Origin of the sequence: Janthinobacterium salmonicoloratum (assembly GCF_051380845.1) — a bacterium.
Taxonomy (GTDB): domain Bacteria; phylum Pseudomonadota; class Gammaproteobacteria; order Burkholderiales; family Burkholderiaceae_D; genus Janthinobacterium; species Janthinobacterium lividum_F.
In genome coordinates this window covers 904,876-924,216 of sequence record NZ_JBNYXV010000001.1, presented here as the reverse complement: position 1 = coordinate 924,216, position 19,341 = coordinate 904,876, and the positions used below count along the sequence as shown (strand labels likewise).

The window sequence follows — 19,341 nt, the reverse complement described above, 5'->3', positions numbered from 1 at the left end:
GGTTCGCGTTACGAGCGGGTGTATTGTCAAAAGATTGCCCTAAGGAATAGACTTGCCCCTGCAGTTGACGTTATCATGTTTTTGTAAGTGTCGGTGGCTGAGCAGTCAGCGCATGGTTGAAACATGGTGACAGGCGGGAGTGAGCATGGGCATGGCGAAGGATGCGTGAGGTGCCTGGCGGCGCGATGGGCAGGGCAGCGGTGCGCCGTTGTGGCTGCGCATTGCTGCTGGCGTTCTGTGCCGCCGCGGCCCCTGCCGCCTTGCCGGCTGCGCCGCCGGCCACGGCAGCGCCGCACCAGGGGCAGCGCGTGCTGTTCCTCAACGCTTACGATTATGGTCGCGCCGGCGTCGAATCGTACACGCGTACCTACGTGGCTGCCATGGCCGCCGCGGGCCTGGCCAGCGAAGACATCATGGTCGAGCACCTGAACCTGAATACCCAGGGCGACCCGGCGCTACGCAATGAGATGCGTGATTTGTTGCTTTTAAGATACACCCAGATGATGGGTCGCAAGGCCGACCTGATCATCGCCATGCAGCAGCCGGCGCTCGATTTTTTGCTGTCGGACCTGGCGTCGCTGGCGCGCGGCGTGCCCGTGCTGGCGATTAACACCTCGGGCAAGGCCTTGCCGGCCGGCAGCCCGGCAGCCATCTGGCAGCAAAAGGCGAATGTCGATTTTCCCGGTACCCTGGCGCAAGCCATGGCGTTGTTCCCGAAGACCAAAACCATCGTCATGGCCGTCGGCGCCAGCGAGGCCGACCAGGCCTTGAAGCGCAACATGCAGCAGGCGGCGCAGGCGTGGCATGGCAAGGTGGCCATGCGTTATCTCGATGACCTGACTCTGGAACAGATGCGCGCGGCGGTGGCACACTTGCCCGCCGGTACGCTGCTGGTGGCGGGCAATGTCAACTGCGACGTGGACGGCAATATCGCCACGCCCGTGCAGTTCTCCGCGCAGCTGGCGCGGCTGGCCAATGTGCCCGCCTTCGGCATGTATAACGCGACGGTCGGCAAGGGCGTCCTGGGCGGTTCCATCCTGCATATCGAACTGGCCGCGCAGCAGGTGGCGCAGATGTCGCTGGCCGTCTTGGCCGGCAAGGCGCCTGCCGCGCCGGGCGCCTTGCTGCCGCCGGCGCGCCCGATGCCCATGTATGACTGGGAACAGCTGCAGCGCTGGGATGCGGATATCAGCCGGCTGCCGCCGCACACCCTGTTTTTCAACCGCCCGCCGCAGCTGTGGCATGAACACCGCGTCGCCGTGCTGTCGGTTGGCGCCGTGTTTCTCGCCATGGCGTGCATGCTGAGCGCCTTGCTGCTGCAGCGCCGCCGCCTGCGCCGCGCCGAGAGCGATGCGCGCGAAAGCGAACAGCGCTTCCGCATCCTCGTCGAGCATGCGCCTGAAGCCATCGTCGTGTATGACCTGGACCAGGACCGCTTCATCGACGCCAACAGCAGCGCGCAGCGCATGCTGGGAATGTCGCGCGAAGCGCTGCTGGCGCGTGGTCCGTTCGACCTGTACACCGGAGAGCAGCCCGATGGCCTGCCGCTGGGACTGATGATGGAAGAGCATCTGCGCCGCGCCATGCTGGGTGAACCCATCCTGGTTGAACGCAATGTGCGGCGCGCCGATGGCAGCATCTTTCCCTGTGAAGTGCGGCTCGTGCGCCTGCCGATGGAAGGGCGGCGCCTGGTGCGCAGCGGCATTGTCGACATTTCCGAGCGCAAGCACAGCGAGCAGGAGCTGCTCGGCTACCGCGACCATCTGGAGGAACTGGTGCAGCAGCGCACGGCGGCCCTGTCGGTGGCCGTCACCGAGGCCGAATCGGCGAACCGCGCGAAAAGCGTCTTCTTGGCCAACATGAGCCACGAATTGCGCACGCCCTTGAATTCCGTGATCGGCTTTTCGCAGATGATGGCCGATTCGAGCAGCATGTTCGAGGAAGAAAAGCATAACCTGGCGATCATCAACCGCGCCGGCCATCATTTGCTGACCTTGATCAACGATATCCTGGAATTGTCGAAAATCGAGGCGGGCCGCATGCAGCTGCAAGCGGGGCCCGTGGACTTGAATGGCTTGCTCGACGAGGTGCTCGAGATGGTACGCATGCGTTCGAGCGACCAGGGCATCGCGCTGCTGCTGGAGCGTGACGGCGTGCCGCCGCTGGTGCGCCTCGATGGCGCCAAGCTGCGCCAGGTGTTGTTGAATTTGCTGTCGAACGCGCTCAAGTTCATCGAGCAGGGCAGCGTGACCCTGTCGCTGGCGTGCCAGACGGGCGGCGATGGGCAAGTGACGCTGACGTTTGCCGTGCGCGATACGGGCAGCGGCATCGCGGAAGAAGACCTGGAACGCATCTTTGAACCGTTCGTGCAGGCCGACAGCGCGGTGGCGCAGGCCGGCACGGGGCTGGGGCTGACCATCTCGCGCGAATTCGTGCGTTTGATGGGCGGTGAGTTGCGCGTCGAATCGACGCTGGGCGCCGGTTCCCGCTTCAGTTTCGAGCTGCGCGCGCCGGTGCTGCAGCAAGCGGCCATCGCATCGCTGGCGCCGGGCCGCGTGGCGCGCCTGGCACCGGCCCAGCGAGGGCGCATGGTGCTGCTGGTCGACGATGACGACAACTGCCGCAAGCTGCTGGCCGGCTTGCTGGCGCCGCTGGGTTTCCAGCTGCAGGAGGCGGCGGGCGGCGTGCAGGCGCAAGCCATGCTGGCGGCGCAGCGCTACGACATGGTGCTCAGCGACTGGCGCATGCCGGACATGGATGGCCTGACGCTGACGCGCTGGCTGCGCGCGCAGCCGGCACTGGTGCAGCCGCGCCTGGTGATCATGACCGCCTCCGCCTTCGAGGAGGAAAAGCAGGAGGCGCTGGCTGCCGGCGCCGATGGCTTCCTGCGCAAACCGATCGAGCAGGAGCACCTGTTTGCCATGCTGGAGCAGCAGCTGGGCCTGCGTTTCCAGCGCACTGCCGCCACGCCGTCGCGCGTGCCGGCGGCCGCCTTTGACTTGCAGCAGGCGCTGGGCCAGCTGGGCGCGGCCGAGCGTCAGGCGCTGCTCGATTCCGTGCATGCCCTCGATTTGCGGCGCAGCGCCATCGTGCTGGCCGGCGTGGCGACCAGCCTGCCGCAGCTGGCCGCACATATCGCCGCCATGCTGGAACAGCATCAGTACCAGCCGCTGTGCGCCTTGCTGGCGCAGCTGGCCAGCGAGCCGCAGGGCGAAGACGCATGACGAAGCACGCCTCCAAAGGCGCGCGCCTGGGCGGCGTGTCCATCGTGCTGGCCGTCAGCGTGGCGCTGACCTTTGTCGTCACCGCGCTGCTGCTGGTGTTTGCCGTGCTGTTTTACCAGTCCGAACGCGAGCAGCGCTGGCAGCAGCTGCATCGCAGCCTGGCCGTGAGCGCGGACCAGCTGGCCGTGGCCATCGAACTGCCGTTGTGGAATCTCGATGAAAAGCAGATGCAGGCCATCATGCGCAGCACGCTGGGCAAGCGTGATCTGGTGGCCAGCTCCCTGACGCCGGGCATCGGCAAGGAAACGCTGGTTTTGCGCCGCTCTGCGACTGGTGCCATCGACAGCTTCTTCTCCCTGTCTGCCGAGCCTGGCTGGCTGGTGCAGCGGCGCTCCGTGATGATGGGCGGGCAAGTCATCGGCAGCGTTGCCGTGTATGCGACGCCGGCCCTGCTGCACGCGCAGCTGCGGCAGCGCGCGCTGGGCATCGGCGCCATGATCGTGGCGCTCGACGTGATCCTGGTGGCCAGCATCTGGCTGCTCATGTGGTGTCTGATGCTCAAGCCCCTGAAGGCGATCGGCCAGTATGCGGCCGGCATCCAGGCCGGGCAGGGCGAAGCGTTCGGCACGCCGCCGAAAGCGTGGTTCCTGGGCGAGCTGCGCACCTTGTACCGTTCCATCCGCGATATGGTGGCGCTGCTCGACAGCCGCTACCGCGCCTTGCAGCGCAGCGAGGAACGCGTGCAGATGGCCACCGGCGCGGCCAGCATCGGCATCTGGGACTGGAACGTCATCAACGATGCCTTGCAGTGGGATGAACAGATGTACGCGCAGTTCAGGGCCGATGCGGACAGCACCATGGCGCCGGCGGCGATCTGGCGCGCGGCGCTGGTGCCGGACGACGTGCCGGCCGCCAAGGAGGCCCTGCGTGCCGCGCTGGGCGCCGGCCAGGCCTTCACGCACGAGTACCGCATCCTGTGGCCCGATGGCGCCATCCGCTACATCAAGGCGGATGCCGTGATCTTCCGCGACGGGCGGGGCCAGCCCATGCGCCTGGTGGGCTCGAACTACGACATCACGGCGCACCGCGAGGCCGAACTGGAACTGCTGCGCCACCGTCATCACCTGGAAGAACTGGTGGCCGAGCGCACGAGCGCCTTGTCGGTGGCCGTCAGCCAGGCGCAAGCGGCGAACCGTGCCAAGAGCACCTTCCTGGCGAACATGAGCCATGAACTGCGCACGCCCTTGAATTCCGTGATCGGTTTTTCGCGCCTGATGGCCGCCTCGCCGAACATGCAGGACGATGAAAAGCGCAACCTGGCCATCATCCATCGCTCCGGCAATCATTTGCTCACCCTGATCAATGAAATCCTCGAACTGTCGAAGGGCGAGGCGGGGCGCCTGCACGCGCAGACGGCCGTGGTGGCGCTGGCGCCCCTGTTGCAGGAAGGGATGGACATGCTGGGCATGCGCGCCGAGCAGCAAGGACTTGTCCTGCGCCTCGATTGCGCGGACTTGCCGGCAGCCGTGATGCTCGACGCGACGCGCTTGCGCCAGGTATTGCTGAACCTGATGTCGAACGCCGTCAAGTTTGCCGGCGGCGGCGAAGTCACCTTGCGCGTGCGCGGCGAACGGCGCGAGGGCGATCAATGGATGCTGTCGTTCGCCGTCAGCGACACGGGCATCGGCATCGCCCTGGAAGACCAGCAGCGCATTTTCGAGCCCTTCGTGCAGGCCGACAGCGCGGGACCGAAGGATGGCACGGGCCTGGGCCTGGCCATCTCGCGCGAATTCGTACAGTTGATGAAAGGCGAACTGACGGTGGAATCGACGCCGGGGCAGGGCGCCACCTTCCGCTTCAGCATTCCCGCGCAGGCGGCCGAGGCGCCCGAGCAGGTGTCCGTGCCACTGACCGTGGCGCCGGCGTCCGAGGCGCCGCCGGCACTGCAGGCGCAAGACTTGTTGCTGCTGGCCGGGGAAGAGCGCGCGGCCTTGCTGGTGGCGTTGCGCGAATTGAATCTGGCCAGGGTGGCCCTGCTGCTGGGCGCCTTGCCGCCGGCGGCAGCACCCGTGCTGGCGCCGCTGCAGGCCATGCTCGACCAGCATCAGTACCGCCAGCTGTGCGAATTGCTGGAGAATGAGGGCGTGCTGGCGCCCGCTTGAAAAGTGTGGGCTGACAACATCGAATTCGATGAAAAGACGGACTAAGTGCCGCCGATGGATGGTGCTAAATTGCAATAAAGATTATGATGATAGTACGTAGTTCATCGCAAAGAAATGTCTTGTCCGGCGCGGCAACCGACCGCCGCGCCTCATCCAAAGCTGAGAGAACTACTACATGCACCGCGATTTTTCGGAAGTGAATGCTAAGGGCGAAGTACTGATCGTTGAAGATACGCCGGCTTCTCTGAAGCTGTTGAGCGATTTGCTGGGCGGCGCCGGCTATGCGGTGCGTCAGGCGCCGAATGGCGAACTGGCCCTGTGGACGGCCCAGGCGCGCCCGCCGGAGCTGATCCTGCTCGACGTGCGCATGCCTGGCCTCGACGGCTTTGAAGTGTGCCGCCGCCTGAAGGAAATACCGTCCCTGCGCCAGGTGCCGGTGATCTTCCTGTCGGCGCAGTACGATACGGATGACAAGGTGCGCGGCTTTGCGCTCGGTGCCGTCGACTTTATCGCCAAGCCCTTCCAGGCCGAGGAAATCCTGGCCCGCACCGACGCCCACGTGCGCCTGGCGCGGGCGCAGCTGCAGCTGGCGCAGGAGCGCGCCAACCTGGAGCGGCGCGTGGCCGAACGCACGGCCGAACTGGAACAGGTGGCCAGCACCCTGGCGCGCGAAGTGCAGATCCGCCGCGCCAATGAAGAATTGCTGCGCCTGTCGGGCCAGGTCTTCGAAGCGACCCAGGACGCCATCCTGATCACGGATCCGACCGGCATCATCGTCACGGCCAATCCTGCCTTCACGCGCATCACCGGCTACGCGGCGCAGGAAGTGGTGGGCACGGACATCATGCGCCTGCACGCCGAACACACGGGCGAAGCGGTGCTGCTGGCCATGCGCCAGGGCTTGCGCAGCAGCGCTTGCTGGTCGGGCGAGGTGCAGACGCGGCGCAAGAGCGGCGACACCTATCCCTGTTTGCTCAGCGCCTCCACCGTGCACGGCCCCGATGGCGCCGTCGTTAACTACATCGGCGTCTTCCTCGATATCAGCGAGCGCAAGGCCGAGCAGCATCTGATCGATTTCCTCTCCTATCACGATGCGCTGACGGGCTTGCCGAACCGCGTGCTGCTGCGCGAGCGCTTCGAACAGGCGCGCGCCAACGCCCTGCGCGACAGCCAGCAGGTGGTGCTGATGTGCCTGGACCTGGACCGCTTCAAGAACATCAATGATTCGCACGGCCAGGCCGTCGGCGACAAGGCGCTGCAAGTGGTGGCGCGTTTCCTGTCCGGCTGCGTGCGCGAGGGCGATACGGTAGTGCGCCAGGGCGGCGACGAATTCCAGATCCTGCTGCAGGACGATGCCCTGCTGGGGCGTACCCTGGGGCTGGCGCAAACCATCCTGGCCGGCTTGCGCGAAGAACTCAGCGTCGATGGCGAGCGCCTGGCGCTGACGACCAGCATCGGCATCGCAATGTGCCCGGCCGATGGCGACAGCCTCGACGACGTGCTGCGCCACGCCGACACGGCCCTGGTGCGCGCCAAGGAAATGGGGCGCGACCATTATGCCTTTTTCACGGAGCGCATGGGCAGCGATATCCGCGCCCGCCTGGCCATGCAGCAGCAACTGCGCGGCGCCATCGGCCGCGACGAATTCGCCGTGCACTACCAGCCGCAGATGTGTTTGCGCACGGGCGCCTTGCTGGGCGCGGAAGCCTTGCTGCGCTGGGATAACCCGGTGCTGGGCAAGGTGCCGCCCGGCCTGTTCATCGCCCTGGCCGAGGAATACGGCTCGATCACGGCCATCGGCGAATGGGTGCTGGAAAGCGTCTGCGCGCAGATCCGCGCCTGGCACGACGCGGGCCTGGGCAGCATCAAGGTGGCCGTCAACCTGTCCGGCAAGCAGTTCGCACAGGACCGCACGGTGCCTTTCGTCGAAGCGACTTTGCGCAAATACGGCATCGCGCCTGCCTGCCTCGGTATCGAGATCACGGAAAGCACGGTGATGGGCGACCCGGACAAGGCAGTGGCGGCCCTGACGCGCCTGAAGGATATCGGCGTGGGCATTTCGCTCGACGACTTCGGCACTGGCTATTCCAGCCTGGGCTATTTGAAACGCTTTCCCATCGATGTGCTGAAAATCGACAAATCCTTCGTCGATGACGTTACCACCAGCAGCAGCGATGCGGCCATCGCCCGTTCCGTCATCTCGCTGGCGCACAACCTGGACATGCGCGTCATCGCCGAAGGCGTGGAAACGCGCGAGCAGGTGGCCTTCCTGACGGAACACGGCTGCGACGAAATGCAGGGCTATTATTTCAGCCGGCCCCTGGCCGCGGAAGCTTTCACGGCCTTGCTGCGCGAACGGCGCACTCTGGCCGTGGCCTGAAAGCCTGCCCTTTAAAGGGCAGGCTTTCAGCGCTGCGATGCGCGCGACGCACCATGCCGGTGCGTCCGCTGCAGCGCGGTGCAGGATTCTCACTTTTCCTTTCCCTGACGCTGGCACATATCCTGCTTAGGTAATCGCTTATTTACGCGATTGCCCCGCATGCCAGACAGTACCCATCCAGCCATGCCCTCACAGGCCAGCGCACACGGCGCCTGGCAGGCGCACCTGCGCCTGGGTTTTGCGCTGCACGATGGCGTCAGCCGCCTCGTCGAGCGCACGCACAGCGGCCCCCTGCGCGTGCAAAAGGCCCTGTATCCGGAAGGCGATGCCGTCTGCCACGCCATCATCATCCATCCGCCCGGCGGCGTGGTGGGCGGCGACCAGCTGGCCGTCGACGCCACGGTGGGCGAGGGCGCGCACGCCCTGCTTACCTCGCCGGGCGCCGCCAAGTGGTACCGCGCGAACGGTCACGTCTCGGGCCAGCACATCGTGCTTCGCGCGGGCAGGGGCGCGGCCATCGAGTGGCTGCCGCAGGAGAGCATTTTCTTCGACCAGGCTTGCGTGCGCCTGCGCCACGAGGTGGAATTGGCGCTGGACGCCAACTATATCGGCTGCGACATCGTCTGCCTGGGCCGCAGCGCCTCAGGCGAAATTTTTAACACGGGCAGCATCAGCCAGCAGGTGCAAATCCGCCGCGGCGGCAAGTTGCTGTGGTGGGAGCAGGGTGTGCTGGCCGGCGGCGGCGCGCTGATGGCCAGCCCACTGGGACTGGGGGGCCACACGGTGTGCGCCACCCTGATCGCTGTGGGCACGCCCGTTTCCTCCGCCGTGCTGGCCGCCGTGCGCGAAATCACTGTGCCGGCCGGCGCTCTGTTTGGCGCCACGCAGATGAAAGCGTTGGTGGTGGTGCGCCTGCTGTGCGGCGACAGCGAGGCGGCGCGCACGATCATGCTGGCCGCCTGGCAGTTGCTGCGCCCCGCCATGCTGGGACGCGCCGCCGTCGTACCCCGCATCTGGAATACTTGAACAAGGACAGACATGGACCTGACTCCCCGCGAAAAAGACAAGCTGCTCATTTTTACTGCCGCACTGCTGGCCGAACGGCGCCTGGCGCGTGGCTTGAAATTGAATTATCCGGAAGCGGTGGCCCTGATCAGCGCGGCCATCATGGAAGGGGCGCGCGATGGCAGGTCGGTGGCGCAGCTGATGTCGGACGGTACGAAAATACTCTCGCGCGCGGACATCATGGACGGCATCGCCGAGATGATCCCCGATATCCAGGTGGAAGCGACCTTCCCTGATGGCAGCAAACTGGTGACCGTGCACCACCCGATACCGTAGTTTTTTGAGCGGCCAGGGCGCCACCCGCGCCATGGCTGTTTTTGCGCCGGCGACCGGCCGGCAAGCATAACGCGATCTTTGAAGGAGTCCTCTCATGACCCCAGGTGAATACAAATTGGAAGAAGGTGAAATCAGCTTGAATGTCGGGCGCGCCACGGCCACCGTGGTGGTGGCCAACCGGGGCGACCGGCCGATCCAGGTCGGCTCGCACTTTCACTTTTTCGAGGTCAATCCGGCGCTGGCCTTCGAGCGCTGGCGTGCCTACGGCATGCGCTTGAACATCACGGCCGGCACGGCCGTGCGCTTCGAGCCGGGCCAGCAGCGCACGGTGGAGCTGGTGGCGCTGGCGGGCGAGCGCAAGGTCTACGGCTTCAATGGCGAAGTGATGGGCGAACTGCAAGACACACCACCGGGAAAGGATTGAGATGGCCAGCATTCCCCGCAGCGCGTATGCCGAGATGTTCGGCCCCACCAAGGGAGACCGCATCCGCCTGGCCGACACGGAATTGTTCATCGAGATCGAGCATGACTATGCGATCTACGGCGAAGAGGTGAAATTCGGCGGCGGCAAGGTGATCCGCGACGGCATGGGCCAGTCGCAGCGCTGCGCGGCCGAGGTGATGGATACCGTCATCACGAACGCCGTCATCCTCGACCACTGGGGCATCGTGAAGGCGGACATCGGCTTGAAAAATGGCCTGATCTTCGGCATCGGCAAGGCGGGCAACCCGGACATCCAGCCCGGCGTGACGCTACCCATCGGCGGCGCCACCGAGATCATCGCCGGTGAAGGCCTGATCGTCACTGCTGGCGGCGTCGATACGCATATCCATTTCATCTGCCCGCAGCAGATCGAGGAAGCGCTGATGAGCGGCGTGACCACCATGCTGGGCGGCGGCACAGGGCCTGCCGTCGGCACGGCAGCCACCACCTGCACGCCGGGGCCGTGGCATCTGCACGCCATGCTGGCAGCGGCCGACGCGTTTCCCATGAACCTGGGCTTCATGGGCAAGGGTAACGTCAGCTTGCCGCTGCCGCTGGAAGAGCAGGTGCGCGCGGGCGCCATCGGCCTGAAACTGCACGAGGACTGGGGCAGCACGCCGGCCGCCATCGACAATTGCCTGTCGGTGGCCGACCGCATGGATATCCAGGTGGCGCTGCACAGCGATACCCTCAACGAAGGCGGCTTCCTCGAACACACGCTGGCCGCCTTCAAGGGCCGCACCATCCACACCTTCCACACGGAAGGGGCGGGCGGCGGCCATGCGCCCGACATCATCGCCGCCGTGGGGCAGGCCAACGTGCTGCCCTCGTCGACCAACCCGACGCGGCCCTTCACCGTCAATACGCTCGACGAGCACCTGGACATGCTGATGGTGTGCCACCACCTGGACCCGGCCATTGCCGAAGACGTGGCCTTTGCCGAGTCGCGCATCCGCCGCGAAACCATCGCCGCAGAAGATATTTTGCACGACATCGGCGCCATTTCCATGATGTCGTCCGACTCGCAAGCCATGGGGCGTGTCGGCGAAGTGATCATGCGCACCTGGCAGACGGCGCACAAGATGAAGGTGCAGCGGGGACCGCTGGCGCCCGACACGGCGCGCAGCGACAACTTCCGCGCCAAGCGCTACATCGCCAAGTACACGATCAACCCGGCCATCACGCATGGGATATCGCACGTGGTCGGCTCCATCGAAGCGGGCAAGATCGCCGACCTCGTGCTGTGGAAGCCGGCCTTCTTCGGCGTCAAGCCGTCGATGATTTTAAAGGGCGGCATGATCGCCGCCGCGCAGATGGGCGACCCGAACGCGTCGATCCCCACGCCGCAGCCCGTGCACTACCGCATGATGTTCGGCGCCTTTGGCGGCGGCCTGAAAAAGTCGTTCACCTTTGTCTCGCAGGCGGCCTACGACCTCGATATCGGCCACCAGTTGAAACTGAATAAATCCATCATCGCCGTGAAGAATATGCGCGGCTTGCGCAAGCACGACATGATCCATAACAGCGTCACTCCGCACATGGAAGTGGACCCGGAAACCTATGCCGTGCGCGCCGACGGCCAGCTGCTCGTGTGCGAGGCGGCGGCCGTGCTACCGATGGCGCAGCGCTATTTTCTATTTTAAGCAGGAGATATCATGCTCACTTTGCATACCAAGCTGGGGCCAGAGGACCAGCGCGCACCGTTTGCGCAACTGACGCTGCCCTACGACCAGCGCGAAAAATGCCGGCTGCGCGCCGTGCTGTCGAATGGCGACGACGTGGCCGTGTTCACCGTGCGCGGCACGGTGCTGCGCGACGGCGAGCGCATGACGGGGCCGGAAGGGCAGGTGGTGCAGATCGTCGCCGCACGCGAGCCGACTTACCTGGTGCGCTGCCTGGACGCGCATACCCTGCTGCGCTGCGCTTTTCACCTGGGGAACCGCCACACGCAGGCGCAGGTGGGCGACGGTTTTCTGCGCATCCGCAAGGACGCGGTGCTGAAGGAGATGCTGGAAGGCTTGCAGGCGACTGTGACGGAAGAAAGCGCGCCGTTCGAGCCGGAAGCGGGCGCGTACGGCGGCGGCCATGGCCACCACGACGGCCACGGCCAGCATTTGCTGGCACCCGTGCCGCTGCGGCAGAAAATCCACCGCCCCAGCGATACCCCAGGCGCCGCATGATGCAGGCATCGGCCCTGCTGCATTTGCTGCAGTTCGCCAGCCCGGCCCTGCCGATCGGCGCCTACAGCTATTCGCAGGGGCTGGAAGCGGCGCTGGAGTCTAGCCTGGTGAACGATGCGGCCACGGCGCGCGAGTGGATCGCCCAGCATCTGGCGCAGGTCGTGGCGCGCTGGGAAGCGCCCCTGTGCTGGCGCTTGATGAAAGCGTTCGAAGCGCAGGATCTGTGCGCCGTGCAGCGCTGGAGCGAGCGCTTCATCGCCTCGCGCGACACGGCGGAATTTCGCGCCGAGACCATCCAGATGGGCTATTCATTGACCAAGCTGCTGGCCGAGCTGGGCGTGGCCGACGGCGTCTTGATCGACATGTTGCAGGGCCAGCTGGAAGTTGCCCTGCCCACGGCCTATGCCTGCGCCGTGGCGGCACTGGCCATTCCGCGCGAGGAAGCGCTGCTGGCCATGCTGTTCGCCTGGGCGGAAAACCAGGTGCTCGTCTGCGTGAAATCCGTGCCGCTGGGGCAGGTGGCGGGCCAGCGCCTGCTGCTGTCGCTGCGGCCGGACCTGGAAGCGGCGGCCCTCACGGCGCAAACCTTACAAGACGACGAGATGGGCAACTGGACGCCCGGCCTGTCGCTGCTGTCGATGCGGCACGAAGTGCAGTACAGCCGCCTGTACCGTTCCTGAATCATTCTATGAGAGAGCAAAAATGACATCGATCACCTCCAATCCGCTGCGCGTGGGCATCGGCGGGCCCGTCGGCTCGGGCAAGACGGCGCTGTGCGAAATGCTGTGCAAGGGCATGCGCGAACGCTACGACATGGCCGTCATCACGAATGACATCTACACCAAGGAAGACATGGAAATCCTGCTGCGCGCGGACGCCTTGCCGGCCGAGCGCCTGATGGGCGTGGAAACGGGCGGCTGCCCGCACACGGCCATCCGCGAAGACGCGTCCATCAACCTGGAAGCCATCGCGCGCATGCAAGCCGATTTTCCGAATCTCGATTTGATCCTGGTCGAATCGGGCGGCGATAATCTGGCCGCCACCTTCAGCCCGGAATTGTCGGATCTCACCATTTACGTGATCGACGTGGCCGGCGGCGAAAAAATCCCGCGCAAGGGCGGGCCCGGCATCACGCGTTCCGATTTGCTGATCATCAACAAGACGGACCTGGCGCCATACGTGGGCGCCAATCTGGACGTGATGGCGCAGGACGCCAAACGCATGCGCGGCGATCGCCCCTTCGTGTTTACCAATCTGCGCAGCGGCGATGGTGTGCAGGTCGTCATCGACTTTATCCGTGAGCAAGGTTTGCTCGATCAACCAGGCAAGGAGCTGCAATGACTGCAAGACTGATGAAGAAGACAGCCGCCGTGGCGACGCTGTACCTGCTGGCCTTGCCCGCCATGGCCCACCCCGGTCATGGCGAGAGCGCCGGCTTCCTCGCCGGTTTTGCCCATCCGTTCACGGGTATCGACCATTTGCTGGCCATGCTGGGTGTGGGGCTCTGGGGCGGCCAGCAGCGCCGCGGCTGGGCCCAGCCCGCCACTTTTCTCGGCATGATGCTGCTAGGTGCGCTGGCAGGCATGGCGGGCTTGACGGTGCCCGGGCTGGAAACGGGTATCGCCGCCACGGTGGCGCTGGTAGGGCTGGCCATCGCGCTGGCGCTGGCCTTGCCGAACTGGCTCGGCATGGGTCTGGTGGGCGTGTTTGCGCTGGCGCATGGCAATGCGCATGGCCAGGAATTGCCCGCCGCCTCGGCCGCGTGCGGTTTCATGCTGGCCTCGGCCACCTTGCTGTGTGCGGGACGTTTCATCGGCCAGGTACTGGCCGAACGCGTGTTGCGCCTGGCCGGCGTGGCCTTGACGGCTGCCGGCGTGGTGCTGATGGGGCTTGCTTAATCGTTTAAGCGCCAGGGCGCTTGTCGGACAGCACGATGGGCGCCGCCTTTTCAGGATGCAAGCCCTGGTGGCCCGCATACACGGCGGCAATGGCGGCCATGTCGGCATCCTTGTCGCCCGTTAAATTTAAATGGTCGACGACGCCCAGCACCTTGTTCGGATAGTCGATATACACCAGCAGCAAGGGCACCTTGGCGGCCACGGCCAGGTGATAAAAGCCGCTTTTCCAGTTCGGACGGTAGCTGCGCGTCGCTTCCGGCGTGATGGCCAGCCAGTACCAGTCGGCGGCCAGCATGCGTTCGGCCTGGCGCTGGATCGTGCCGCTGGTGGTGCTGCGGTCGACGGGTTCGCCGCCGAGGTAGCGCAGCACCTTGCCCATCGGGCCGCGGAACAGGGAATCCTTGGCCAGCCAGCGGAACGGCAGCGACAGCGCCCATTTGCCGAACAGGCCTACCATGAAATCCCAGTTGGACGTGTGCGGGTAGACGACGGCGATGCCGCGCGGCCCCGGCAAGGGGCGAAAGCGCATGCGCCAGCCGAACAGGTGCAGCACGCGCAGCGCGCAACGCTGGTGCCAGGTCGGCAAGTCGCCCGCTTGTACAAATAAATCGGCCATTGATACCCTTCAGTGACACTGTTCTTAATGGGATGGCGCTGGTGGCCATTTTCCTTGAAGCAAAAATTCTGCGCAGGCATTCTATACGGGGCTGGCGATGGCGACAAGCAGCCGAGGCCGCTATTCATGCGGTGTCGGGGCTGTTGCTGTCGCTGTCGCTATTTTAACGATGCTTTGTCACTGCGTCGGGCACTAAATGTGCACAAAGTGGTCAAAACTTGATGCAGTGTTGATCCACCCGACAGGGAGCGATGGCATGAAAAACAGCATCGACGAAGTAAATGGGGAGCATGTGCGAACGGACAAAGTGATGGCCGAGCTCGTCGAGCGGGGCGTCGCTTTCCATCACACTCTGGGGCGGACGGTGGCGACAGCCTATTTGCGCGAGCACGCCGTACCGGTCGAGGTGATCCGTCGCGTCTTCAGCAGCGTGCAGGCGCGTCGTCCGGCCCGGCCGGCACGGCGCCGATGGCGCTGAAGGTGGGGAACGGCAGTGAAGCGGCGGGCGCTGTGATCGTCACGCAGTCAGTTGCGCTGGTATCGTTGCGTCCGCCGTCGGGGGATGAGCAGCACAGTACCGCTCAGGAGGTTTTCAGGGTGCCGTTCAGGCTTGTGCCGCCAGGGCCGGGTAGTCCGTGTAGCCGGCCGCATCCGGCGCGTACAGAGTATCCGGGTTCAGGGGATTCAAGGGCGCGTCGCTGTGCAGGCGGATGGGCAGGTCGGGGTTGGCGATGAACCACAAGCCAAAGGCGACGGCATCGGCTTCGCCCTTGGCCAGCAGGGCTTCGGCCGCCGCTTTGTCCATTTTCTCGTTGGCAATGTACACGCCGCCAAATTCCTGCTTCAGGTATGGGCCAAGGCGGTCGTCACCCAGTGCTTCGCGTGCGCAGATGAAGGCGATGCCCCGCTTGCCCAGCTCGCGTGCCACATAGCCGAAGGTGGCGCGCGGGTTCGAGTCACCCATGTCGTGCGCGTCGCGGCGTGGCGCCAGGTGCATACCGACCTTGTCCGCGCCCCATACGTCGATACAGGCGTCCGTCACTTCCAGCATCAGGCGGGCGCGGTTTTCAATCGAGCCGCCGTAGTTGTCGGTGCGCAAGTTGGTGCTGTCTTGCAGGAACTGGTCGAGCAAATAACCATTTGCGCCATGGATTTCCACGCCGTCGAAGCCCGCTTTCTTCGCATTCTCGGCGCCAAGGCGGTAGGCCGCCACGATGCCGGGGAGTTCGTCCGCGTCCAGTGCGCGCGGCGTGACGAATTCCTGTTTCGGACGCAGCAGGCTGACATGGCCGGCCGGCTTGATGGCGCTGGGCGCCACGGGCAAGTCGCCATCGAGGAAGACGGGGGCGGAAATGCGGCCCACATGCCACAGTTGCAGCACGATCAGGCCGCCAGCGTCATGCACGGCCCGGGTGATGTGTTTCCAGCCTTCTACCTGTTCCTCGGACCAGATGCCTGGCGTGTCGGCATAGCCCACGCCCTGCGGCGTGACGGCCGTCGCTTCCGAGATGATCATGCCGGCCGAAGCGCGTTGCGTGTAGTACTCGGCCATCAGGGCGTTGGGCACGCGGCCCGGATTGCCTGCGCGCGAACGCGTCAGCGGCGCCATGATGATGCGGTTTTTCAGTTGCAGGCTGCCAATGGTGATGGGATCGAATAAAGTTGCCATGATTTTCCTTGTGAGTGCCGGTCAGGCGTCAATGTGAAGGGAGTGCGACGGTAGTGCTTATTTATAAGCCTATCTATAAACCTTGCTGCATGTGGTCGAGAAAGGCCGCGATGGTGGCTTCGTTGCGGCTGAAGAAACTCCATTGGCCCACCTTGGTTGCCGAAATCAGGCCTGCCTTCTGCAAGCTGGCCAGATGCGCCGAGACCGTCGATTGCGACAGGTTCAGGCGGCGGTCGATCAGGCCGGCGCATACGCCCAGGTGCAGCGGGTGCTCCTGCTCCTGGAAGTACTGCTGCGGCTCCTTGAGCCATTGCAAAATCTGCCGGCGCACCGGATTGGCCAGCGCCTTGTGGATGGCGTCGATATCCATGTTGTTTCTCCTGAACATATAATTCGCCTTTCAGCGATGTATATATCGTGCTTTCCAAATTCTAATATCGTCATCTTACGATATAAATGAAAAACGTGCCGGCGGCGCGCGTTTTTGAAGGCTCAGGCGGGGAGGGGATTGCGCTGTAGCACAGCAGGGCCCGTCAGCACGATGCGCACCAGGTCCACCTGGCGCTGGGCGCCGGCCTTGGCGGTGGCGCTCTTGATCTGGGTGCGCGCCGTGTGGATGGAAATGCGCTGGCGTTCGGCATATTCCTGCAAGGAATAGCCGTTGACGAGCGCTTCCGTCAGGCGTGCCTCGGCCACCGTCATGCCATAGAAATTGCGCAGGGTGGCCGCCAGGGAAGTGATCAGGTCGCTGCTGTCGCTGAGGAACACGGCAATGGCGCTGGCCGAGCCGAACGGACTGTGCCAGGAGGGCAGGGGCGTGACGCGCAGGCGTAGCTGTTCTCCCGTCAAGCCGTTCAGGTTAAGCACGCCACCGGGGCCGCCTGCCGCCGTCGTACCCGTTTGGGCTGCCTCGTGCAGCATGCGCCGCAGTGCGCCGTTGTCCGCTTCGCGCGGGCAATACAGGGGCGCGCCTTCGCGTAGCTGCAGTAAACGCGTCGAAGCCGTCATGGCCAGCGCCCGCTCGTTGGCGTATAACAATTGCGACGTGGCGTCGAGCAACAGCACGCCAAATGGCAGCAATTCCAGCACCTGGGTGGAACTCTGGGACAGCACTTCCAGCCGGCGCAGCTTGCGCTGCAGGGCAAAGGCCGTTTGCAGATGGGGCATCAGGCTGCGGATCAGCGCCAGCTCGCCCGCCTCGTAGGCGCCGGCCCGTTCGCGGCGCACCACGGTGACGTTGGTGGAGCGCTCGGCGCGCAATTCGACGATGGCCGCCGCAGTATAAAAGATGTCTTGCGGGCGCAGCCAGTCCGTCCAGTATTCGGTTTTCTTCAGGCAATGGTCGGGAAATAGCATGGAGCCGGTGACGACGGCGCCTTCGCGGTGCAGGGTGGCGTCTTCCAGCCAGACATTACGCGCGCCGTAATAGCTGGCAAAGCTGGCCATGGCATCCGATTCGAAGCCATAGATGGCGGACAGGCCGCTACCTGGCAGCTGGACGTCGACCTGGCGGTTGCTGAAATCATTGGCCCAGATCAAGCCCGCGTGCGACTTCAGTTGTTGTGCGAAGGCGGCGAGGAATTGCGACCAGGCGCCATGCCGCGTGGCCGCTTCGTAGATCAGGGTAATCAGCGCCTGGCTGGCGACGGCGAGCGATGGCGTCATTGGCGATCCTCATGGCGGCAAGCGGTGGACAAGACACATCTGGGGGCGGCCTTCGCTGCGGCCGCCCGACTTCCTTAGCGCGATTCCAGCCAGCTTTTGCCGCCGGAGGTGCACGTGCTGAGGCTAGCGTACTGACTCACATAGTTATAACCGCTGCCGCAGCCGCCTTCGCCGGATTTGACGGGGCCGTAGCAAGTGCCTTCATAGCTGAGCTTACCATTGACGGTGGTGCTTTTGACACAGAAATTGTAGTTGCTTGCTGCGGTGTTGTTGGGCAAGGTGGGGCCATTGTTTTGCCCGCAACCGAGTTCCTTGCTCACGCTGCGCGCATAGTCGACCATTTTCTGGTACGTGCCGCTGTAGTAGGCATCCGCCTTGGCTTTGTCGCCCTGCTTGCAGGCGGAAACGAGGCTATCGTATCCCGAGTCCGCCTGGGTGTAGTTGCCCGATACCTGGATGCCGCAGGCGCTGGCCTGTTTGCGTTCCGCATCGCTGATCAGATTGCTGTACTGGCAGGTTGACGAGGTGCCGCCGCTGGCGCTGGTGGAGCCGCTGCCCGAGCCACTGTCGTCGCTGCCGCCGCCACCGCAGGCGGACAGCATGAGGCAGCCGAGCAAAGTGACGGCAAAGGTGGTTGGATGTGCTTGCATGATTTCCCCTGTGGACTGTGATTTGCCACCATGTGTCTGGTGGTATCTTTTTTATTGCTACAAGGAATTGTATCGGGCATGTTTTTTGGAAACATCACCCATTTGGGGTATGCGCAGCGCGTGCGGAGCGGGGAGGAGCGGCCGGCTGGCCACCCCGGCAGAAATCATGCGAAGTGGAACAGCAGTAAGGCGATGACGGCAGGCACTGTTTGCAGGTAGAGAATACGCGTCATGACGGTCGCTGCGCCCCACACGCCGGCCACGGCGATGCACGCCAGGCCGAACACGGTAAACGCATGGGCGATGGCCGCGTCCGGGTGAAAAAAGCCCAGCGCCAGCGCGGCGACGAGAAAGCCGTTGTAACAACCCTGGTTCGACATGGCGGGACGCACGACCTCCGCCTTCTCCTTCGACAGGCCAAACACCTTGCGTCCGCGCGCATCGAACAGCACGGTTTCCAGCAGCACGATGTAGACGTGCAGCAGCAGGATGAGGGCGGTAAGGATTTGGGCCAGAAGTAGCATCATTGTTTCCGAGAATGAGTAGATGCGGCAATTATGCTGCCAAGTGCCTGTTTTTTGGCAACTTTCGATTAGAGCAGCGGCACTAGCGATAGTGTGCTTGGAGCAAGACTTTTCACCCAATGGTATACTTTTCCCTTTGCTCCTGCGGGGACGACCCCGCTCGATGACGGGGCTGCATGGCGGGGACGACCCTGCCGCCTCGGGAGAAGTTATGGCGTGGATCATTCTGGTATTGGCGGGTTTGCTGGAAATTGGCTGGGCCATCGGCCTTAAATACAGTGCCGGCTTTAACCGCCTCGTGCCCTCCGTGCTGACGGCCATTTCCATGGTGGGCAGCGTGGTGATGCTGGGCCTGGCCTTGCGCACCTTGCCGCTGGGCACGGCCTACGCCATCTGGACGGGCATCGGCACCGTTGGGACGGCCATCTTTGGCATCATGGTACTGGGCGAACCGGCCAGCGCCGCGCGCATCGCGTGCATCGCCCTGATCGTGTCCGGTATCCTGGGCTTGAAACTGCTGAGTCCACAATAAAGGATGCAAGCATGAGC

The 19,341-nt window shown here is 64.4% G+C and carries 19 protein-coding genes; 13 read left to right on the top strand and 6 right to left on the bottom strand.

The features are described 5' to 3' along the window. Nucleotides 1-161: 161 nt before the first annotated feature. The 11 genes from ACQ4WY_RS04260 (at nucleotide 162) to ACQ4WY_RS04210 (ending at nucleotide 13,668) form a co-directional block, all read left to right on the top strand. The gene (locus ACQ4WY_RS04260; protein WP_436502959.1) at nucleotides 162-3,224 is read left to right on the top strand and encodes a sensor histidine kinase; all 3,063 of its coding nucleotides are present in this window, start codon (nucleotides 162-164) and stop codon (nucleotides 3,222-3,224) included. Next, nucleotides 3,221-5,386 carry a sensor histidine kinase gene (locus ACQ4WY_RS04255; protein ID WP_436502958.1) on the top strand — a complete coding sequence of 722 codons (2,166 nt, stop codon included), beginning with the start codon at nucleotides 3,221-3,223 and terminating at the stop codon, nucleotides 5,384-5,386. The genes ACQ4WY_RS04260 and ACQ4WY_RS04255 overlap by 4 nt, the downstream gene beginning before the upstream one ends. Before the next feature lie 175 nt (nucleotides 5,387-5,561). Then, nucleotides 5,562-7,766 carry a two-component system response regulator gene (locus tag ACQ4WY_RS04250; protein WP_436502957.1) on the top strand — a complete coding sequence of 735 codons (2,205 nt, stop codon included), beginning with the start codon at nucleotides 5,562-5,564 and terminating at the stop codon, nucleotides 7,764-7,766. A 159-nt stretch (nucleotides 7,767-7,925) separates the two neighbouring features. Then, the gene (locus tag ACQ4WY_RS04245) at nucleotides 7,926-8,792 is read left to right on the top strand and encodes an urease accessory protein UreD (protein WP_436502956.1); all 867 of its coding nucleotides are present in this window, start codon (nucleotides 7,926-7,928) and stop codon (nucleotides 8,790-8,792) included. A 12-nt stretch (nucleotides 8,793-8,804) separates the two neighbouring features. Next, nucleotides 8,805-9,107, top strand: coding sequence for an urease subunit gamma (locus ACQ4WY_RS04240; RefSeq protein ID WP_436502955.1), 303 nt, complete (start codon nucleotides 8,805-8,807; stop codon nucleotides 9,105-9,107). 94 nt (nucleotides 9,108-9,201) lie between these two features. Continuing rightward, nucleotides 9,202-9,531, top strand: a complete 330-nt coding sequence (locus ACQ4WY_RS04235; RefSeq protein WP_101481833.1) for an urease subunit beta — start codon at nucleotides 9,202-9,204, stop codon at nucleotides 9,529-9,531. A 1-nt stretch (nucleotide 9,532) separates the two neighbouring features. After that, nucleotides 9,533-11,233: an urease subunit alpha gene (ureC, locus tag ACQ4WY_RS04230; RefSeq protein ID WP_436502954.1), complete on the top strand. Its 1,701-nt coding sequence runs from the start codon at nucleotides 9,533-9,535 to the stop codon at nucleotides 11,231-11,233. Nucleotides 11,234-11,245: 12 nt separating this feature from the next. Continuing rightward, nucleotides 11,246-11,770, top strand: a complete 525-nt coding sequence (ureE, locus tag ACQ4WY_RS04225; protein WP_436502953.1) for an urease accessory protein UreE — start codon at nucleotides 11,246-11,248, stop codon at nucleotides 11,768-11,770. After that, nucleotides 11,770-12,450 (top strand): urease accessory protein UreF, encoded by a 681-nt coding sequence (locus ACQ4WY_RS04220; RefSeq protein WP_436504390.1) that lies wholly within the window; start codon nucleotides 11,770-11,772, stop codon nucleotides 12,448-12,450. Before ureE ends, ACQ4WY_RS04220 begins: the two co-directional genes overlap by 1 nt. Before the next feature lie 22 nt (nucleotides 12,451-12,472). Further along, nucleotides 12,473-13,111: an urease accessory protein UreG gene (ureG, locus tag ACQ4WY_RS04215; protein WP_436502952.1), complete on the top strand. Its 639-nt coding sequence runs from the start codon at nucleotides 12,473-12,475 to the stop codon at nucleotides 13,109-13,111. After that, complete coding sequence (locus ACQ4WY_RS04210; RefSeq protein WP_436502951.1) at nucleotides 13,108-13,668, top strand: HupE/UreJ family protein; 561 nt, start codon at nucleotides 13,108-13,110, stop codon at nucleotides 13,666-13,668. The genes ureG and ACQ4WY_RS04210 overlap by 4 nt, the downstream gene beginning before the upstream one ends. A gap of 4 nt (nucleotides 13,669-13,672) precedes the next feature. Here ACQ4WY_RS04210 and ACQ4WY_RS04205 read toward each other — a convergent pair whose 3' ends face one another. Continuing rightward, nucleotides 13,673-14,284: a 1-acyl-sn-glycerol-3-phosphate acyltransferase gene (locus ACQ4WY_RS04205; RefSeq protein WP_436502950.1), complete on the bottom strand. Its 612-nt coding sequence runs from the start codon at nucleotides 14,282-14,284 to the stop codon at nucleotides 13,673-13,675. A gap of 256 nt (nucleotides 14,285-14,540) precedes the next feature. On the opposite strand from ACQ4WY_RS04205, the gene ACQ4WY_RS04200 reads away from it, so the two are divergent. After that, on the top strand, nucleotides 14,541-14,762 hold the full coding sequence (locus tag ACQ4WY_RS04200; protein ID WP_353656529.1) for a hypothetical protein: 222 nt from the start codon (nucleotides 14,541-14,543) through the stop codon (nucleotides 14,760-14,762). A 126-nt stretch (nucleotides 14,763-14,888) separates the two neighbouring features. On the opposite strand, the gene ACQ4WY_RS04195 is transcribed toward ACQ4WY_RS04200, so the two are convergent. From ACQ4WY_RS04195 to ACQ4WY_RS04175, 5 genes are all read right to left on the bottom strand, one after another. After that, nucleotides 14,889-15,953 carry an alkene reductase gene (locus ACQ4WY_RS04195; protein WP_436502949.1) on the bottom strand — a complete coding sequence of 355 codons (1,065 nt, stop codon included), beginning with the start codon at nucleotides 15,951-15,953 and terminating at the stop codon, nucleotides 14,889-14,891. Between the two features lie 73 nt (nucleotides 15,954-16,026). Next, the gene (locus tag ACQ4WY_RS04190) at nucleotides 16,027-16,323 is read right to left on the bottom strand and encodes an ArsR/SmtB family transcription factor (protein WP_353656531.1); all 297 of its coding nucleotides are present in this window, start codon (nucleotides 16,321-16,323) and stop codon (nucleotides 16,027-16,029) included. A 122-nt stretch (nucleotides 16,324-16,445) separates the two neighbouring features. Continuing rightward, the gene (locus ACQ4WY_RS04185; protein WP_436502948.1) at nucleotides 16,446-17,618 is read right to left on the bottom strand and encodes a helix-turn-helix transcriptional regulator; all 1,173 of its coding nucleotides are present in this window, start codon (nucleotides 17,616-17,618) and stop codon (nucleotides 16,446-16,448) included. Nucleotides 17,619-17,692: 74 nt separating this feature from the next. Further along, entirely contained in the window at nucleotides 17,693-18,268 is a 576-nt protein-coding gene (locus tag ACQ4WY_RS04180; protein WP_436502947.1) for a hypothetical protein, read from the bottom strand. Between the two features lie 164 nt (nucleotides 18,269-18,432). Further along, nucleotides 18,433-18,795 (bottom strand): DUF1304 domain-containing protein, encoded by a 363-nt coding sequence (locus ACQ4WY_RS04175; RefSeq protein WP_436502946.1) that lies wholly within the window; start codon nucleotides 18,793-18,795, stop codon nucleotides 18,433-18,435. 208 nt (nucleotides 18,796-19,003) lie between these two features. On the opposite strand from ACQ4WY_RS04175, the gene sugE reads away from it, so the two are divergent. After that, nucleotides 19,004-19,324, top strand: a complete 321-nt coding sequence (gene sugE, locus ACQ4WY_RS04170) for a quaternary ammonium compound efflux SMR transporter SugE (RefSeq protein ID WP_436502945.1) — start codon at nucleotides 19,004-19,006, stop codon at nucleotides 19,322-19,324. Nucleotides 19,325-19,341 lie beyond the last annotated feature (17 nt).

Coding starts and splice junctions, on each gene's coding strand:
- ACQ4WY_RS04260 (WP_436502959.1), top strand. CDS start 162: ATGCGTGAGGTGCCTGGCGGCGCGATGGGCAGGGCAGCGGTGCGCCGT.
- ACQ4WY_RS04255 (WP_436502958.1), top strand. CDS start 3,221: ATGACGAAGCACGCCTCCAAAGGCGCGCGCCTGGGCGGCGTGTCCATC.
- ACQ4WY_RS04250 (WP_436502957.1), top strand. CDS start 5,562: ATGCACCGCGATTTTTCGGAAGTGAATGCTAAGGGCGAAGTACTGATC.
- ACQ4WY_RS04245 (WP_436502956.1), top strand. CDS start 7,926: ATGCCAGACAGTACCCATCCAGCCATGCCCTCACAGGCCAGCGCACAC.
- ACQ4WY_RS04240 (WP_436502955.1), top strand. CDS start 8,805: ATGGACCTGACTCCCCGCGAAAAAGACAAGCTGCTCATTTTTACTGCC.
- ACQ4WY_RS04235 (WP_101481833.1), top strand. CDS start 9,202: ATGACCCCAGGTGAATACAAATTGGAAGAAGGTGAAATCAGCTTGAAT.
- ureC (WP_436502954.1), top strand. CDS start 9,533: ATGGCCAGCATTCCCCGCAGCGCGTATGCCGAGATGTTCGGCCCCACC.
- ureE (WP_436502953.1), top strand. CDS start 11,246: ATGCTCACTTTGCATACCAAGCTGGGGCCAGAGGACCAGCGCGCACCG.
- ACQ4WY_RS04220 (WP_436504390.1), top strand. CDS start 11,770: ATGCAGGCATCGGCCCTGCTGCATTTGCTGCAGTTCGCCAGCCCGGCC.
- ureG (WP_436502952.1), top strand. CDS start 12,473: ATGACATCGATCACCTCCAATCCGCTGCGCGTGGGCATCGGCGGGCCC.
- ACQ4WY_RS04210 (WP_436502951.1), top strand. CDS start 13,108: ATGACTGCAAGACTGATGAAGAAGACAGCCGCCGTGGCGACGCTGTAC.
- ACQ4WY_RS04205 (WP_436502950.1), bottom strand. CDS start 14,284: ATGGCCGATTTATTTGTACAAGCGGGCGACTTGCCGACCTGGCACCAG.
- ACQ4WY_RS04200 (WP_353656529.1), top strand. CDS start 14,541: ATGAAAAACAGCATCGACGAAGTAAATGGGGAGCATGTGCGAACGGAC.
- ACQ4WY_RS04195 (WP_436502949.1), bottom strand. CDS start 15,953: ATGGCAACTTTATTCGATCCCATCACCATTGGCAGCCTGCAACTGAAA.
- ACQ4WY_RS04190 (WP_353656531.1), bottom strand. CDS start 16,323: ATGGATATCGACGCCATCCACAAGGCGCTGGCCAATCCGGTGCGCCGG.
- ACQ4WY_RS04185 (WP_436502948.1), bottom strand. CDS start 17,618: ATGACGCCATCGCTCGCCGTCGCCAGCCAGGCGCTGATTACCCTGATC.
- ACQ4WY_RS04180 (WP_436502947.1), bottom strand. CDS start 18,268: ATGCAAGCACATCCAACCACCTTTGCCGTCACTTTGCTCGGCTGCCTC.
- ACQ4WY_RS04175 (WP_436502946.1), bottom strand. CDS start 18,795: ATGATGCTACTTCTGGCCCAAATCCTTACCGCCCTCATCCTGCTGCTG.
- sugE (WP_436502945.1), top strand. CDS start 19,004: ATGGCGTGGATCATTCTGGTATTGGCGGGTTTGCTGGAAATTGGCTGG.